Here is a 15056-nt window from a genome sequence, read left to right on the forward strand (position 1 = left end):
GGCTCTCCCGGTTCGGGCGCTGGTCAGTGGGCGGTCGTGGCGGGCTGGTGCCCGTCGTGCTCCGGGTAGGCCTCCTCGCGGTACAGGCCGAGCGAGTGCGTCACCGGGAAGTCGTTGAAGGAGAACAGGCAGGCGTCCTCGCCCTGGTCGAGGTTCGCGTGCTCGTGCCAGGCCCAGGACGGGACGACGAAGATGTCCCCCTGCTGCCACTCGAAGCGCTGCCCGGCGACCACCGAGACACCGCGCCCCTTGGCCGCCGTGTAGACCACCGAGCCGGTGTGCCGGTGGGCGCGGGTGGCCTGGCCCGGGCGCAGCAGCTGCAGGTGGGCGGCCATGGTCGGCATCACCGGACCGCCGGTGACCGGGTTGGTGTACTCCATGATCACGCCGTCGTACGGCGATCCCTCGGTCGCGCGGGCGAGTCGGCACAGCGCGTGGTAGCTGGGTTCCCAGGGCCAGCCGAGCAGCGGCGAGTACGGTCGGCTCCACTTCTCGACGCCGTACGGCAGCAGGTTGCCGCCGTAGCTGAGCAGCGAGGAGTTCACCACCGGGCCGGGGCGCTGGTACAGCTCCGGGTGGACCTCGTAGAAGTTGGCGTCGAGGGTGTTGACCAGCGGGATGTCCAGGCCGTCCTGCCAGATCACCGGGGCGTCGTCGGACTCGTTGCCGTGCTCGTGCCAGGTGTTGTTGGGGGTGATCGCGAAGTCGCGCGGGCCGACCTTGAGCTTCTGGCCGTCCACGATGGTCCAGGCGCCGCTGCCCTCGTGGACGAAGCGCAGCGCGGAGGCCTGGTGGCGGTGCGCGGTCATCGCCTCGCCGGGGCCCATGATCTGCAGTCCGGTGTACAGCAGGCCGACGGCGGCGCTCAGTTCGCGGCGGCCGGGGTTGACCAGCATCACCACCCGGCGTCCGGCGTCGTCGGCCTTCACGAGGGGCAGCGCCTTGCGCACCAGCGGGCGCAGCTCCGCGTAGCGCCAGAGCATCGGGACGGACTTCGGCTGCGGGTACCAGGGCTCGATCTCGTTCGCCACCGTCCACAGCGCACCGGCCTCGTGTTTGGCCAACTCCTGGTAGTAGGCGAGCAGTTCGGGGCTGTCGGTGACGCGGGCGCGGCCGATCCGGTCGTCGTCGTGGTCCTTGTCGCGCTCCTTGCCGTGGCTCTCGTCGTGGTTCTCGTCGTGGTTCTGGTCGTGCGTAGGGCCGTCCTGCCTGGTCATGACTCCTCCTCGGGGAACACCAGGGGTCGTAGCGGGCGGTCGTTCACGTGCAGTCGGAAGACGTCGAAGCGGTTGTAGTGGCCGACGATGTCGTGCATCTGCTTGGGCTGGATGCAGCGGCCGAGGTCGATCTCGGCGTAGACGATGCCCTCCTCGTCCACCAGCGGTTCGGTGACGGCGCGCCCGTCCGGGCCGAAGATCCCGGACAGCGCGCTGCGCGGACGGGCGAGCTGCTTGCGGACCTGCTGGTCCTCGCCGGCGATCAGGTCGGCGATCTCGGGCGAGACGGTGGAGCAGGAGACCACCGTGAACAGCTTGCCCTCGAAGCAGTGCGCTGCCGCGCGCACCGCGATCGCCTCCGCCATGTCGTAGTCCTCGGGGGCCACCGGCAGGGCGATGTAGCTTGCGGCGTGGACGAGTTCGCCCTGGGCCAGCAGGGTGAAGCGGGCCAGGGTGTTGGTGTTCTCGCCGCAGGCGAGCGCGCCGAGCGGACCGACGGCGGTGCGGTGCACCTTGAGGGTGCTGCCGTCGCCCTGGGTCCAGGTCAGCTTCTCGGCCCAGGTCGGCACCAACTTGCGGTGGGCGCTGAGTAGTTCACCGTCGGCGTCGATGATCAGCAGGGTGTTGAAGAGCACCCCGAGGCTGTGCCGGCCGCGCTCGTTGACGCCGATCACCAGGACCACTCCGGCCTGCCGGGCGGCGGCGCGCAGGGTGTCGACGTACGGGCCGGGGACGTCCACGGCGGCGCGGTAGAGGCGCTCGTACCAGGGCGAGCCCTGCACCGGGTTCATCGTCCAGTTCCAGTACGGGTAGCCCGCCACGAAGACCTCGGGGAAGACCACCAGTTCGGCGCCGCGCCCGGCAGCCTCCTGGATCAGCGCGACGGCCTTGTCGACGGTGGCGGCCGGGTCCAGGTAGGCGGGGGCGGCCTGTACGGCGGCGGCGGTGAAGCGGGGCAGCTCCATGGCGTCTCCTCACTCCTCGGGCGGGGTCGGCAGCCAGCGGCGGTGGACGGGGGCGGGCGCCTCGCGCCGCAGCTGCAGCCGCGGGGCGACCCGGTCCGCGTCGGGGCCCGGCGGCTTGCGGCTGCCCGCCCGCCAGGGCTCGGGCCAGCGGGCGCCCGGCCCGGTGTAGCCCTGTTCGGCGGCCGCGTGCAGGGTCCAGAGCGGGTCGTGGAGCTGGGCCCGGCCGACCGCGACCAGGTCGGCCCGCCCGGCCAGCAGGACGGAGTTGGCGTCGTCGGGCCCGGAGATCGCGCCGACCGCGATGGTCGGCAGGCCGGTGGCGGCGCGGACCAGCTCGGCGAAGGGCGTCTGGTAGCCGCGCCCGTACGGCGGCCGCTGGTGCGCCACGACCTCGCCGGTGGAGACGTCCACCGCGTCCGCCCCGGCCTCGGCGAGCGCGCGGCAGATCGCCACGGCCTCGGCCTCGGTGGTGCCGCCGGGCGCCCAGTCGCTCGCCGAGATCCGCACCAGCAGCGGCCGGCCGGCGGGCCAGGCGGCGCGCACCGCGGTCAGCACCTCCAGCGGCAGCCGCAGCCGCTGGGCGAGCGGGCCGCCGTAGCGGTCGGTGCGGTGGTTGGTCAGCGGGGAGAGGAAGGAGGACACCAGGTGCCCGTGGCCGAACTGCAGCTCCAGCACGTCGAATCCGGCCCGCGCCGCGCGCTCGGCGGAAGCCGCGAAGTCCGCCGTGACGGCGGCCAGTTGGAACTCGTTGGCCTCGTGCGGCACCGGGCTGTCGGCGTCCCAGGGGATCGCCGAGGCGGCCGCCAGCGGCCAGCCCTCGGCGAGCGGGCGCCCGATGCCGTCCGGCCCGGGCACGGTGGTGGCGCCCCGGCGTCCGGCGTGGGTGAGTTGGATGCCGAGCGGGGTGTCGCTCACCGCCCTCACCGCCCGGACGAGTTCGCGCCAGGCAGCCTCCTGGTGGTCGGTCCACAGGCCCGGGCACCGGTCGGTGGTCCGGCCCTCGGTGCTGACGGCGGTCATCCCGGCGAGGACCAGCCCCGCGCCGCCGAGCGCGTGCCCGGTCAGCTGGGCCCGGTCGAAGGCGCTGGGCAGCGCGTCGGGGGAGGTGAAGGTCGCGAGCGGCGGGACCACGACGCGGTTGCACAGCTCCAGCGCGCCCAGCTTCAGCGGCCGGAACATCGGCGGCACCCCGGGCGAACCGCCGAAGGCGGTGTCCACGGCGTCCACGAACGCTGCGTCGCGGGCCCGGAGGTTGCCGTAGGTGACCCGGCGGCTGCGGGTGAGCAGGTTGAAGGCGAACTGGTCGATGCCCTGGCCGGTGCGCCGCTCGACGGTCTCGAACCACTCCAGACTGGCCTGCGCGGCGCGCTGGGTGGACTCCACCACCGGGCGCCGCTCGGCCTCGTAGGCCGCCAACGCGCTGTCCAGGGTCGGCTGTTCGCCCAGCGTGGCGGCCAGGGCGAGGGCGTCCTCCAGGGCCAGCTTGGTGCCCGAGCCGATCGAGAAGTGCGCGGAGTGCGCGGCGTCGCCGAGCAGCACCACGTTGCGGTGGCGCCAACTCGCGTTCCGCACCGTGGTGAAGCGGATCCAGCGGGAGGCATTGGGGATCAGCCGGTGGCCTTCCAGGTGGCCGGCGAGCAGCTCCGCGCACCGCCGCACGCTCTCGTCGTCGCTCTCTCCGCGCGCGAACTCCCGTGCGGCGAAGGCCTCGAAGCCGGCCCGACGCCAGGCGTCCTCGGCGATCTCGACGATGAAGGTGGAGCGGGTGTCGCTGTACGGGTAGGCGTGCACCTGCAGCACGCCGAAGTCGTACTGCTCGACGATGAAGGTGAAGGCCTCGAAGACCTTGTCGGTGGCGAGCCAGATGTAGCGGCAGTGCCGCTCGTCGAGTTCGGGGCGGAAGGCCTCCGGGTACGCCGCCCGGGTGCCGGACCGGATGCCGTCGGCGGCCACCACCAGGTCGTACTCGGCGGCGAGTCGCCCGACGGGCGGGGCGGGCGTGCGGTAGCGCACGTCCACCGCCAGCTCGGCGCAGCGCTGCTGCAGGACGGCGCGCAGCCGGTTGCGGTCCAGGGCGGCGAAGCCGTGGCCGCCGCTGGTGCGGACCTGCCCCGCGTAGCGGATGTCGATGTCGCTCCAGCGGGCGAACTCGGCGCTGATCGCGGCGAACACCTGCGGGTCGGCGCGGGCGATGCCGTCCAGGGTCTCGTCGGAGAAGACCACACCGAAGCCGAACTCGTCCTCCCGGGCGTCGCGTTCGAAGACGGTGATCTCCCGCTCCGGAGCCGACTGCTTGGCCAGGGCGGCGAAGTAGAGCCCGCCGGGGCCGGCGCCGATCACCGCGATCCGGCGGGCCTGGTTGGCAGGGGCGCTGGTCACGCGACCACCTCCGGCTGCTGCGGCCCGGCCTCGGTCAGCGCCCGGCGCACCCGGGCGGGCCAGGGCTCGGCGCCCTTGGTGTGCGGCGCGGCGTGCACCACCGACATCCGCCCGCTCGCGGCCAGCCCCTGCGGGCCGTGCACCTCGAAGGCGTAGTGCAGCGAGGAGCCGCCGACCCGGACCACCCGCAGCTCGGTGCGGACCACGTCGCCGAACCAGAGCCGCTCGCGGTAGTCGGCCTCGAAGTGCACCCGGGGGATCCGTCCGAACAGCTCCGCCAGCCCGAGCCGGCGCAGCAGTGCCGCCTCCGCCGCCTCGGCCCAGCGCTGCACGGCGGAGAAGTGGTAGTGCCCGGCGGCGTCGGTGTCGGACCACTCGACCCGGCGCTCGATCACCACGCTGGCGGGGCTGAGCGAGGCCCGCCGCCGCAGCTCGGCGCGGTGCAGCTTGCCGGTCGCGGTGCGCGGCAGCTCGGTGACGAACTCGACCGTCCGCGGGTACTTGTACGGCGCTATGGTGCGCTTGACGTGCTCCTGGAGGGCGCGCGCCGTCTCCGGCCCGGCCGGCGCGCCCGCGCGCAGCACCACGTACGCCTTGACCACGCTGCCGCGCCGCTCGTCCGGCGCGCCGATCACCGCGCAGTCGGCCACGTCGGGGTGGGTGGCGAGCGCCTGCTCGACCTCGGGACCGGCGATGTTGTAGCCGGCCGAGACGATCATGTCGTCGTTGCGGGCCTGGTACCAGAAGTAGCCGTCCGAGTCGCGGACGTAGGTGTCGCCGGTGAGGTTCCAGCCGTCCCGGACGTAGCTCAGCTGGCGCTCGTCGTCCAGGTAGCGGCAGCCGGTCGGGCCCTTGACGGCGAGCAGCCCGGGTTCGCCGTCCGGCACCGGGCGGCCCTGCCCGTCCAGTATCGCGGCGCGGTAGCCGGGGACGGGCTTGCCGGTGGAGCCGGGGCGGATGGCCTCGTCGGCGGCGGAGATGAACACGTGCAGCAGCTCGGTGGCGCCGATGCCGTCGATCAGCCGCTGCCCGGTGGCCGCGTGGAAGGCCTGCCAGACGGCGGCGGGCAGCGGCTCGCCCGCCGAGACGCAGCGGCGCACCCCGGCCAGCCGGTCGGCCAGACCGGCGCCGAGGATCGCCCGGTAGGCGGTCGGCGCGGTGAACAGCACGCTCACCCGGTGCTCCCGTACCCGCTCGGCCAGCTGCTCGGGCGTGGCCTGCTCCAGCAGCAGGCTGGCGGCGCCGGCCCGCAGCGGGAAGACCAGCAGGCCGCCGAGGCCGAAGGTGAAGCCGAGTGGTGGGGTGCCGGCGAAGAGGTCGTCGGGGGTGGGGCGGAGCAGGTGGCGGGAGAAGGTGTCGGCGTTGGCGAGCACGTCGCGGTGGAAGTGCAGGGTGGCCTTGGGGCGGCCGGTGGTGCCGGAGGTGAAGGCGATCAGCGCGACGTCGTCGGCCGCGGTCGGGACGGCGGTGAAGCCGGGCGGTTTGGCGGCGCAGCGGGTGGTGAGGTCCTCCGGTCCGTCGCCGCCGTAGGCGAGGACCCGCAGGCCGGGGGTCCGCGCCCGGTGCAGCTCGTCCAGGAAGCGGTGGTCGCACAGGGCGAGGACGGGCCGCGCGATGGCGTGGAGTCCGGTCAGCTCGGTGGCGCGCAGCAGGGGCATGGTGGTCACGACCACCCCGCCGGCCTTCAGTACGCCGAGCCAACAGGCGGCCAGCCAGGGGGTGTTGGGGCCGCGCAGCAGCACCCGGTTGCCGGTGGCGAGGCCGAGGTCCTCGGTCAGCAGGCGGGCGATCCGGTCGGCGCGGTCGCGCAGTTCGCCGTAGGACCACTGCTCGGTGGGGGTGAGCAGGCAGCGGCGGTCGGGTCCGAGGCGGTCGATGGTGTCGTCGAGCAGGGCGGCCGCGCAGTTCAGTCGGTCCGGGTAAGCCAACTCGGGGAGTTCGAAGAGGAGTTCGGGCCATTGCTCGAAGGGCGGGAGATGGTCTCGGCAGAACGTGTCCACGTGCGCCGAGTTGGAGAGCTCCATGGGCGGCACCTCGTCGTGCGAGCGGGAGTGAGGCCAGTATGGCGCGTCCGTGACGCCAGTCAAGGGAGCAATACATGCATTCGGGGGACGGGTCCCGTAGAGCCCCGCTCCGGCCCGGCCGGCGGGCTGCCCCGACTCCGGGCGGCTGGGCGCACGGAGGGGTGGGGCTGGCCACACTCCTGCGCTGATCAGGGCCCCGGCGGGCTCCGCCTGGTGCAGAGTGGGGGCATCGGACGGAGGTCGAGGAGCGGGGATGATGGGACGGCTGGCTTCCTGGGGGGAGCGCGTCGGCGTGGGGCTGGTCCGGGCGTGCGCGGTGGCGGTGGTCACCCTGCCGGTCCCGGCGGTGTGGGCCGGCGCGGTGGCGCTGGGGATCGCGTGGGGGCCGGCGAACCCGTGGTCGTGGCTGCTGCCGGTGGTACTGGTGGGCACCGGGACGCTCGCCCTGTCCCGCCCGGTCTGCCGGGCGGTGCGCTTCCTGGTCGCGCGGTGGACCGGCACGGTCGTCCCGGCCGGCTACCGCGAGCCCGGGCCGGTCACCCGGATGTCCACCGGCTACTGGTGGAACGGCCACTCCTACGAGCGCAGCCGCCGGGACGCCGTGATGGACCAGGCCTGGCGGACCTGGTGGGGCGACCCGGCCACCTGGCGCGACCTGCGGTTCACCACCGTCGCGCCGTTCACGGCGGGCCTGGTCGCGGCCGTCCCGCCGACCGCGGTGGCCGCGGCGGTCCTCGGACTCGCCGGGCCGCAGCCCCTCGCCCGCCTGGTCGGGGCGCTCGCCGCGGTCGTGGCCCTCGCCTCCGCCCCGTACGCCTGGCGGCTGCTGGAGCGGGTGGCGGTCCGCTTCCTCGGGCCTTCGCGCGCCATGCGGCTGGCCGAGCGGGTGGACGAACTCACCGCCCAGCGCGCCGACGTGACGGTGGCCCAGGCCGCCGAGATCCGCCGCATCGAGCGCGACCTGCACGACGGTGCGCAGGCTGGCCTGGTCGCCCTCGGGCTCTCCCTGGCCACCGCCGAGAAGCTGATGGAGACCGATCCGGAGCGGGCCAGGGCGCTGATGCGGGCGGCGCGGGCCGGCGCCGCCAGTTCGCTGTCCGAACTGCGGGACCTCGTACGGGGGATCAACCCGCCGGTGCTGACCGAGCGCGGACTGGTCGACGCCGTCCACGCGCTCGCCCTGAACAGCCCGCTCGACGTGACCGTCACCGCCGACCGGCAGTTCCGCCTGGAGCCGCCGATCGAGTCGGCCGTGTACTTCGGGGTCGCCGAACTGCTCACCAACGCCACCAAGCACGCCCGGGCGACGAGCGTGCGGATCGCCGTCGGCCACAGCGAGACCGGCATCGTCGTGGACGTCGAGGACGACGGCCGCGGCGGAGCGGTGATGAGCCCTGCGGGCGGACTCGCGGGACTGCGCCGCCGCCTCGCGGTGTTCGACGGCACCCTGGAGATCACCAGCCCCGAGGGCGGACCGACCCGAGCGACGATGATGGTGCCATGCGAATCGTTGTAGCCGAGGACCTCTACCTGCTCCGGGACGGCATGGTCCACCTCCTGGAGGCCTACGGGCACGAGGTGGTCGCCACCGCGGCCACCGGCCCCGAGACCCTGGACGCCCTGCTGACGCACCGTCCGGACGCCGCGGTCGTGGACGTCCGGATGCCGCCGACGCAGTCCGACGAGGGCCTGCAGGCCGCCCTCGCCGCCCGCCGCGAGGTGCCCGGGCTGCCGGTGCTGATCCTCTCCCAGCACGTGGAACAGCTGTACGCCCGCGAGCTGCTGGCCGACGGCGCGGGCGGCATCGGCTACTTCCTCAAGGAGAGCGTGTTCGACGGCGAGCAGTTCGTGGACGCCCTGGAGCGGGTCGCCAAGGGCGGGACGGCCATGGACCCGGCGGTCATCGCCGCACTGGTCTCCTCCGCCCCCTCGAACCGGCGACTCGACCGGCTCACCGAGCGCGAGCTGGAGGTGCTCGGTCTGATGGCGGAGGGGCTGTCCAACCAGGCCATCGCACAACGGCTGTTCCTCAGCGACAGCGCGATCAGCAAGTACACCACCTCGATGTTCGGCAAGCTCGGGCTCACCGACGACGAGAACGGCAACCGGCGGGTGCTGGCGGTCCTCGCCTATCTCAACAAGCCCTGACCGTCAGCCGGTCGGGCCGGAGACGGCGGGGGTGGTGGTGTCGGGGCCGGAGTCGGCGGGGGCGGTGGCGTCGGGGGTGCGGCCGTCCTGGGCCTGTCGGGCGCGTTCGGCGAGCAGCCGGGCGAACCGGATGAGCCCGGGCGCGGTGGCGGCGGCGCCCAGCCCGTCGTCGTGCACGAGGACCAGCACGCTGCCGACCCGGACCAGCGCCACCGCCGAGGAGGAGCCGCGGGTGCGGACGGCGCTCTGGTCGCCGATCCGGGGGAGGGTCAACGCCCCCGAGTCCCGTGCGGCGGTCCGGTCGAGCGTGGTGTCGAAGGCCTGGTCGGCCGCCTCGGGGGACGCGAAGGAGACCACGTCGAACCCCACGGTCCGGACGTCCGCGGCGCTGAACCTCACCGTGGCGTAGGCGAGTTGCCGGTCGCAGGAGTCCGGCAGCAGGCACGGCACCCCGCCGCCCGTGCCGGTGCCCGCCTCCGGCCCGCTCCGCACCTGCCAGCCGCTGCCCGGCAGCGCCCGCGCGTCGGGCAGCACGCTCTGCACCAGCGCCGGGTCGCGCAGTGGCTGCGCGGCGTGCGCCAGACCGGGCCCGCCCGGCTTCAGCAGCGGACGCGAGCCCAGGTGGATGCCGACGGCGACCAGGGCGACGATCAGGAGCAGCACGAGGACCGCCACGATCCCGACGGAGCCCCGTCGGGCCGCGAGGGCCCGCGCACGGGCGTCCGCCGGGGCGACCCGCAGCTGGACGGTCGACGGGCCCTTCGGTGGAGGCGGCGGGGCGGCTGGGCCGGTGCGCAGCTGGACGGTGCGAGGCTCGGTCCGCAGGTGGACGGTCCGCGGATCGGCCCCCTGCCCCAGCCCGGTGGTGGCCAGGTACCGGGCGAAGGCCTCGTCGCAGGAGAGCAGGTGCTCGACCGCGAGGGACAGCTGCTCCCGCGCCCGCGCGTCCGTCGGGCTCGCCTCGGCCAGCGCCAGCGCCCGCGCGCTCTCCGGCACCATCCGCAGCCGCGCGCGCACCACGTCCGCCACCGCCCGGTGCGGCCCGTCCACCAGCAGCGCCCGTACGACGCCGGGAACCATCCCGCTGCCGTCCCCCATGGCAACTCCCCTTGCCAGACCAGTCGTTGCCTCCACCATCCCGGACCGGCCGGTACTTCGTACGCCCGCCGACATGGAACGGAGACGCAACTGCAACCGCCCCCGGACGAAGAGCCGGGGCGGGTGGGGCGAGAGCGGTGGGTGGGGCCGGTGGGGCCGGGGGAGGCTCAGGAGCTGCGGGCCAGTGCGGCGATGACCTCCGCGGGCAGTGCCGGGTTGCTCGCGGCGGCTTCGGCGGTGCGCTCGTCCGGGGACGCCAGGCAGCGGGCGAGGGCCCCGGGGCCGGCGTGGGGGTGGGCCGCGATGGCACGCAGGGCCCTGGCCGGCACCGGATCGGTGCCGGCGATGCGGTCGAGCAGGGCGGTCGGGGCGTCCGGGTTGGCGGCGACGGCGGTGGCGACCTTGGCGCCGAACCGGTCGAGCAGGGCGGTGAGTCGGCCGGGCGTGAGGCCGGGGTGCGGGGCGACCGACTTGGCGACGGCGGCGTCCGCGTCGTCGGCGAGCGCGTCCCGTACGGTGGCGGGCAGGTCGCGGCGCGTGGCGACGAGCATCCGTACCCGGGGCTCCGACGAGCCTGCCAGCCGGGCGAGTTCGGTCGGGTCCGCGGCGGCGATCCGGGGCAGCAGGGCGGGCCCGATCCGGACGGCGACGGCGAGCCGTTCGAGCAGGTCGAGCGGAACCGCGGGGTGGTGGGCGAGCCGGCGCCGGACGTCGTGCGCGTCGTCGGTGGCGAGGCGGTGCATCAGCGGCGGGTCGATGCCCGGGTTCTCGGCGAGGTTGCCCCGGACCCAGGGGGTGGGGTCCTCGGCGAGCCGGTGGTAGGCCCGCGCGGGCAGTCCGGGGTGCTCGGAGAGCTGCTGCCGGACCACCGGCTCGTCGTCGAGGTGCCGGGCGGCTGCCGCACCCGGCGTCGCGGGGTTGCCCGCCGCCTGCCGGCGGACCCGGACGTCCCCGTCGGCCAGCAGGGCCGTCAGCAGGTCCGGCGGCGCGCCCTCGTTCGCCGCGACCCACCGCCGTACCTCGGCCTCCGGGTGCGCGGCGAGACGGGCCAGCAGGTCCGGCCGGGTGGTGTAGAGGCCGAGGTCGGAGACCACGTCGGGGTGCTCGTCCTCCGCGAGGAGGTCGGCGGCGCCGTCCGGCAGACCGGGGCAGGAGGCGAGCCGCATCCGGACGTACGGATCCGGGTCCCGGGCCAGCAGGTGGACCCACTCCGGATCCCCGCGCCCCTTGTCCAGCAGGGCGAGCGCGACGAGGGGCCGGGCGGCCGGATCCACGTCCCGCGCGCGCAGCAGGCCGCTGTCGGCGAGCCGGACGGCGGTCTCGTCGTCGCGTCCGGCGAGGTGCCGGACCTGCTCCGGAAGGAGGTCCGTGCGGTCCGCGAGGGCGAGGGCCAGCTCCCCGTCGGCTTCGGCGGCGTCGAGCAGGTGCCCGAGCAACTCGGGCGGCAGCGCGGGGTTCAGGGCGACGGCGTACAGCAGCGACGGCATCCGGGCATTGTGCCCGCCACCCGGCCGGGCCCGCCGTCGATTAGCCGCGGGCGCCGCTCCGGCACTGCTCCGGCACCGCTCCGGCGCTGCTCGGTCCCGGCCCGGCTCAGGCCACCGGCCTCGATCGGCACCGCCCACCGCTCGGTGTCCTCCCGCGCCTCGTCCAGGAGCTGCTCCCGCCGTCCGGCCACCACGTCCGCGAGCGTTCGCACGCGAGGGCGAATTCCCCTCGCGGGGTCGAACGGCCGGGCGAGTGCGGGCGGTTCGGTGCCGCGCATTGCGCCGCCGGGGTCAATCCGGACGCCGGACCTGCCGATACCGGAAGTGATGCCCTCACGCCGTTCGGAGGAGGCCGCACATGCCCGAACCGTGGCTGCCCGGTGCCGAGATCCACGACCTCGGCGACCACGCGCCGACCGACCAGCAGTACCCGCCGAAGGCCATTGCACACATCACCTGGGACCGCAACGCGACAGCCGCCGCGCCGCAGGACTGGTGCCCCTACGAGGACCTGGTGAACTACTTCACCGGCAGCGGCGCCGGCGACGCGCCGCACCTGGTCTGGGACCCGTTCAGCGGCCGGACGACGCAGCTGTTCCCGGCCGACTCCCGCTCGAAGAGCCTGCTCAGCCCCACCGAGAGCCCGACCCGCACCAACCGGGCCGGGCGTGTGGTGATCCAGATCGAGGCGGTGTTCTTCCCCTACTGCCGCTACCGGGGCCGGGTCTACCCGAGGCTGGTCGACACGCCCTGCGCGGGCTGGGACCGGATCCACGCCTGGATCGCCTCCTGGGGCGTCCCCGACGTGTGGCCGATGGGTCGGCCGAGCGACTTCTCCGGCCATCGCGACGAGTCCGTGTGGGAGACCCGCGGCGGCTGGTACGCGCACGCCCACGTTCCGTTCAACGACCACACCGACCCCGGCTCCTGGCCCGACCTCGCGGCCGGCTCCGGATCCCCGGCCGACCCGCCCTCCCAGGAGCACCCGGTGCCCCCGGCGCCCGCCCGCTACCAGGTCTCCATCAACGGCCTGCCGTACGGCTACGGCGCCCAGGGCTACCAGGTGACGGCCGTCGGGCGGGCGCTCGTCTCGCGCGGCTTCGGCTCCCATTACCACTCCGGACCCGGGCCGACCTGGACGGACGCGGACACCGAGAACTACGCGGACTACCAGGGGAGTCTGGGCTACTCCGGGCAGGCGGCGGACGGCGTCCCCGGCGAGGCCTCGCTCAACCGGCTGCTCGGCTACATCCCGGGGCAGCGGACGGTGTCGGTCTCCCACCTGGCGTCGGCCGCGCGGACCGACCCCGGCGCCGAACAGGGGCACCGGACGTACGGCGCCGAGGTGGCGATCGTGGAGCAGGCCCTGGTGGACGAGGGGCTGCTTGAACAGCGCTGGGTGGACGGCTCGTTCGGCAGCCGTACGGTGGCCGCGTACGCGGCCTGGCAGCGGCGCTGCGGGTACGAGGCGGGCGCGGCGGACGGCATCCCCGGGCAGGCCTCGCTCCACCGGCTGGGTGCGGCCCGGGGCTTCGCGGTGACCGACTGAGCGGCGTGTCCCCCCTCGGGCCGGGGTGCTCGTCGGGCTGGGGTGCTCGTCGGGCTGGGGTGCTCCTCGGGGAGGAGCACCCCAGCCCCTGACCGGCGGGAATGCCGGCGCGGCGGGCGTGCGTTGTCCATCCACGTGACCAGCGCCGCGCCCGCCGTCAGGCTCTCCGTTCTCGACCGTTCCCGCACCAGACAGGGCGAGGAGCCGGCCCGGGCGCTGCGGGCCACGGTCGCCCTGGCCCGCGAGGCCGAGCGACTCGGGTACCACCGGTTCTGGGTCTCCGAGCACCACGGGGTGCCGGGGGTGGCCGGGTCAGCACCCACCGTGCTCGCCGCGGCGGTGGCGGCGGCCACCTCGCGGATCCGGGTCGGCACCGGCGGGGTGATGCTGCCCAACCACCGACCCCTGGTGGTGGCCGAGCAGTTCGGGGTTCTCGCGGCACTGTTCCCCGGCCGGATCGACATGGGCCTCGGCCGCTCGGTGGGGTTCACCGACGGTGTCCGACGCGCGCTCGGGCGGGAGAAGGACGCGGCGGACGACTTCGGCGCCCAGCTGTCCGAGCTGCTGGGCTACTTCGACGGCTCGCAGCAGGTGCACCGCGGTGTCCGCGCCCGACCTGCCGAGGGGCTGCACGTCCCGGCCTTCGTCCTGGCCACCGGCGCGGGCGCCGACCTGGCCGCCGACGCCGGGCTGCCGCTGGTCATCGCCGCCGCGCGCGGGGAGGACCGGATGCTCGCGGCGATCGACCGCTACCGCAGCCGCTTCCGCCCCTCCGCGCAGGCCGCCGAGCCGTACGTGGTGGTCTCGGGGACGGTCGCGGTCGCCGAGACCGCCGAGCGGGCCCGCGAGCTGCTCGTCCCGGAGGCCTGGTCCGCCGCGTACTCCCGCACCCACGGGGAGTTCCCCCCACTGGTTCCCGCTTCCGAGGTCAGCGCCCGGTCGATGACCGAGCGGGAGCGGGCGGCGTACGAGCAGTCGCTCGGGGGACACATCGCCGGCACCCCGGAACAGGCCGCCGCCGAGCTGGCCGCGCTGGTGGAGCGCAGCGGCGCGGACGAGTTCCTGGTCACCACCAGCACCTACGACCGCACCGCGCTGCTCGACTCCTACCACCTGCTCGCCGAGGCGGTCGGTCAGGCCTGAGCGGCGGGGCGGGCCCTGAGCGGCGGGGCGGCGTCGGCTGCCGGCCCACGATTTCCGGCCAGGGGTGATGACCTGCTAATGTTCATCCCGTCGAGAGGAAATGATCTTCCGAAACGGAGATCTCTCGAGCAGGCGTCAGCGGTGCTACCAGAGCACGCCCTACTTTCAGTAGGGAGAGTCCGTGCAACCCGGGCCTGGCGCTCCACCCGAAGGGGCCCGTTCCGTCCAACGGAACGGGCCCCTTCGTCATGCGTGCCGCCCGTGGCCCGCGCAGGGCCGCAGGTGTTCGGCTCTCGCGGATGTGTCCCCTTATCGCATTTCCCGGCGCGAAACCCTCCGGCGCGGCCCGGTATCGGCCAAGGTCCCGTTCCAGGTGACTGATGAGCGCCGTTCCCGAACGGTCCGTCGGCCAGCGGGTTTGCCCGCCAGGCGGATCTGACGCTTCGTCATATCTTGGCTGAAACTAGCTGCTTATGGTGTGAATATGCCATTGGAATGTTCGTCATATGGAATCCGGCAGTAGCCTTCCGTGTCGAACCTGCCACTGCTTGTGGCGGCTCGGCCGGTGCCGTGCAGCGCTCCGGCCACCCAGACCCCGCGAAGGAGCCGGTGTGCCGGGTATCGACGAATGCCTCTCCGGAGCGATGGCGATCGCCGGAGCCCGCGCCGCGAGCCTGGTCGACTGGAGCAGCGGGCTCGCCCTCGGCAGCCACGGGGAATGCCCGACGGGTGAGTACGAGACCTCCGCCGCCGAGGCAACCGACCTGGTGCGGGCGGCTGTTGAGAGCCAGACCTTCACGGTGGCGGAGGACCGGCGATCCCCGCTGGAGGACATCATCGTCACCGCCGGCCGCAGTTACCACCTGATCCGCTTCATCGACACCGTCTTCGACAGCCGGCTCGTCCTGCACCTCTGGCTGGACCGTACGGAAGGCAACCTCGCCGTCGCCCGATTCCGCCTCCAGGCGCTGGCCGAGGAACTGGTGCTGGGGTGAACCCGACGTCTGTGACACCCGGTCCGCCGCCGCCGCCCGTCGCATGTCGGC

Annotated in this window: 11 protein-coding genes and 1 pseudogene; 5 read left to right on the forward strand and 7 right to left on the reverse strand. The window is 74.4% G+C overall.

What is annotated here, in order from left to right:
* Positions 1 to 23: 23 nt before the first annotated feature.
* The 5 genes and pseudogenes from ACZ3TI_RS29235 to ACZ3TI_RS29255 form a co-directional block, all read right to left on the reverse strand.
* On the reverse strand, positions 24 to 1217 hold the full coding sequence (locus ACZ3TI_RS29235) for a cupin domain-containing protein (protein WP_465731351.1): 1194 nt from the start codon (positions 1215 to 1217) through the stop codon (positions 24 to 26).
* Positions 1214 to 2182: a carbon-nitrogen hydrolase family protein gene (locus ACZ3TI_RS29240; protein WP_465731353.1), complete on the reverse strand. Its 969-nt coding sequence runs from the start codon at positions 2180 to 2182 to the stop codon at positions 1214 to 1216. Before ACZ3TI_RS29240 ends, ACZ3TI_RS29235 begins: the two co-directional genes overlap by 4 nt.
* Before the next feature lie 9 nt (positions 2183 to 2191).
* On the reverse strand, positions 2192 to 4561 hold the full coding sequence (locus ACZ3TI_RS29245; protein ID WP_465731355.1) for an oxidoreductase: 2370 nt from the start codon (positions 4559 to 4561) through the stop codon (positions 2192 to 2194).
* Positions 4558 to 4959, reverse strand: coding sequence for an acyl-CoA thioesterase (locus ACZ3TI_RS29250; RefSeq protein ID WP_465731475.1), 402 nt, complete (start codon positions 4957 to 4959; stop codon positions 4558 to 4560). Before ACZ3TI_RS29250 ends, ACZ3TI_RS29245 begins: the two co-directional genes overlap by 4 nt.
* A 27-nt stretch (positions 4960 to 4986) precedes the next feature.
* Positions 4987 to 6585 (reverse strand): annotated as a pseudogene (locus ACZ3TI_RS29255) (AMP-binding protein); the annotation flags it as partial.
* 256 nt (positions 6586 to 6841) lie between these two features.
* Between ACZ3TI_RS29255 and ACZ3TI_RS29260 the strand changes: the two are divergent.
* Both ACZ3TI_RS29260 and ACZ3TI_RS29265 read left to right on the forward strand, forming a co-directional pair.
* Positions 6842 to 8101, forward strand: a complete 1260-nt coding sequence (locus ACZ3TI_RS29260) for a sensor histidine kinase (protein ID WP_465731477.1) — start codon at positions 6842 to 6844, stop codon at positions 8099 to 8101.
* The gene (locus ACZ3TI_RS29265; protein ID WP_465731357.1) at positions 8086 to 8733 is read left to right on the forward strand and encodes a response regulator transcription factor; all 648 of its coding nucleotides are present in this window, start codon (positions 8086 to 8088) and stop codon (positions 8731 to 8733) included. Before ACZ3TI_RS29260 ends, ACZ3TI_RS29265 begins: the two co-directional genes overlap by 16 nt.
* Before the next feature lie 3 nt (positions 8734 to 8736).
* Here the strand turns inward: ACZ3TI_RS29265 and ACZ3TI_RS29270 are convergent, their stop codons facing one another.
* Positions 8737 to 9831 carry a hypothetical protein gene (locus tag ACZ3TI_RS29270; RefSeq protein ID WP_465731360.1) on the reverse strand — a complete coding sequence of 365 codons (1095 nt, stop codon included), beginning with the start codon at positions 9829 to 9831 and terminating at the stop codon, positions 8737 to 8739.
* A 167-nt stretch (positions 9832 to 9998) separates the two neighbouring features.
* Positions 9999 to 11318 (reverse strand): hypothetical protein, encoded by a 1320-nt coding sequence (locus ACZ3TI_RS29275; protein ID WP_465731362.1) that lies wholly within the window; start codon positions 11316 to 11318, stop codon positions 9999 to 10001.
* A gap of 358 nt (positions 11319 to 11676) precedes the next feature.
* Here ACZ3TI_RS29275 and ACZ3TI_RS29280 point away from each other — a divergent pair, with 358 nt between their 5' ends.
* The 3 genes from ACZ3TI_RS29280 to ACZ3TI_RS29290 all read left to right on the forward strand — a co-directional run bounded on the left by ACZ3TI_RS29280 (position 11677) and on the right by ACZ3TI_RS29290 (position 15005).
* Entirely contained in the window at positions 11677 to 12867 is a 1191-nt protein-coding gene (locus ACZ3TI_RS29280; protein ID WP_465731364.1) for a peptidoglycan-binding protein, read from the forward strand.
* 135 nt (positions 12868 to 13002) lie between these two features.
* Complete coding sequence (locus ACZ3TI_RS29285; RefSeq protein WP_465731479.1) at positions 13003 to 14010, forward strand: MsnO8 family LLM class oxidoreductase; 1008 nt, start codon at positions 13003 to 13005, stop codon at positions 14008 to 14010.
* A gap of 611 nt (positions 14011 to 14621) precedes the next feature.
* On the forward strand, positions 14622 to 15005 hold the full coding sequence (locus tag ACZ3TI_RS29290; RefSeq protein ID WP_465731366.1) for a hypothetical protein: 384 nt from the start codon (positions 14622 to 14624) through the stop codon (positions 15003 to 15005).
* Positions 15006 to 15056: the final 51 nt, after the last annotated feature.

The sequence above is a fragment of the Kitasatospora sp. NPDC023120 genome, from assembly GCF_055560835.1.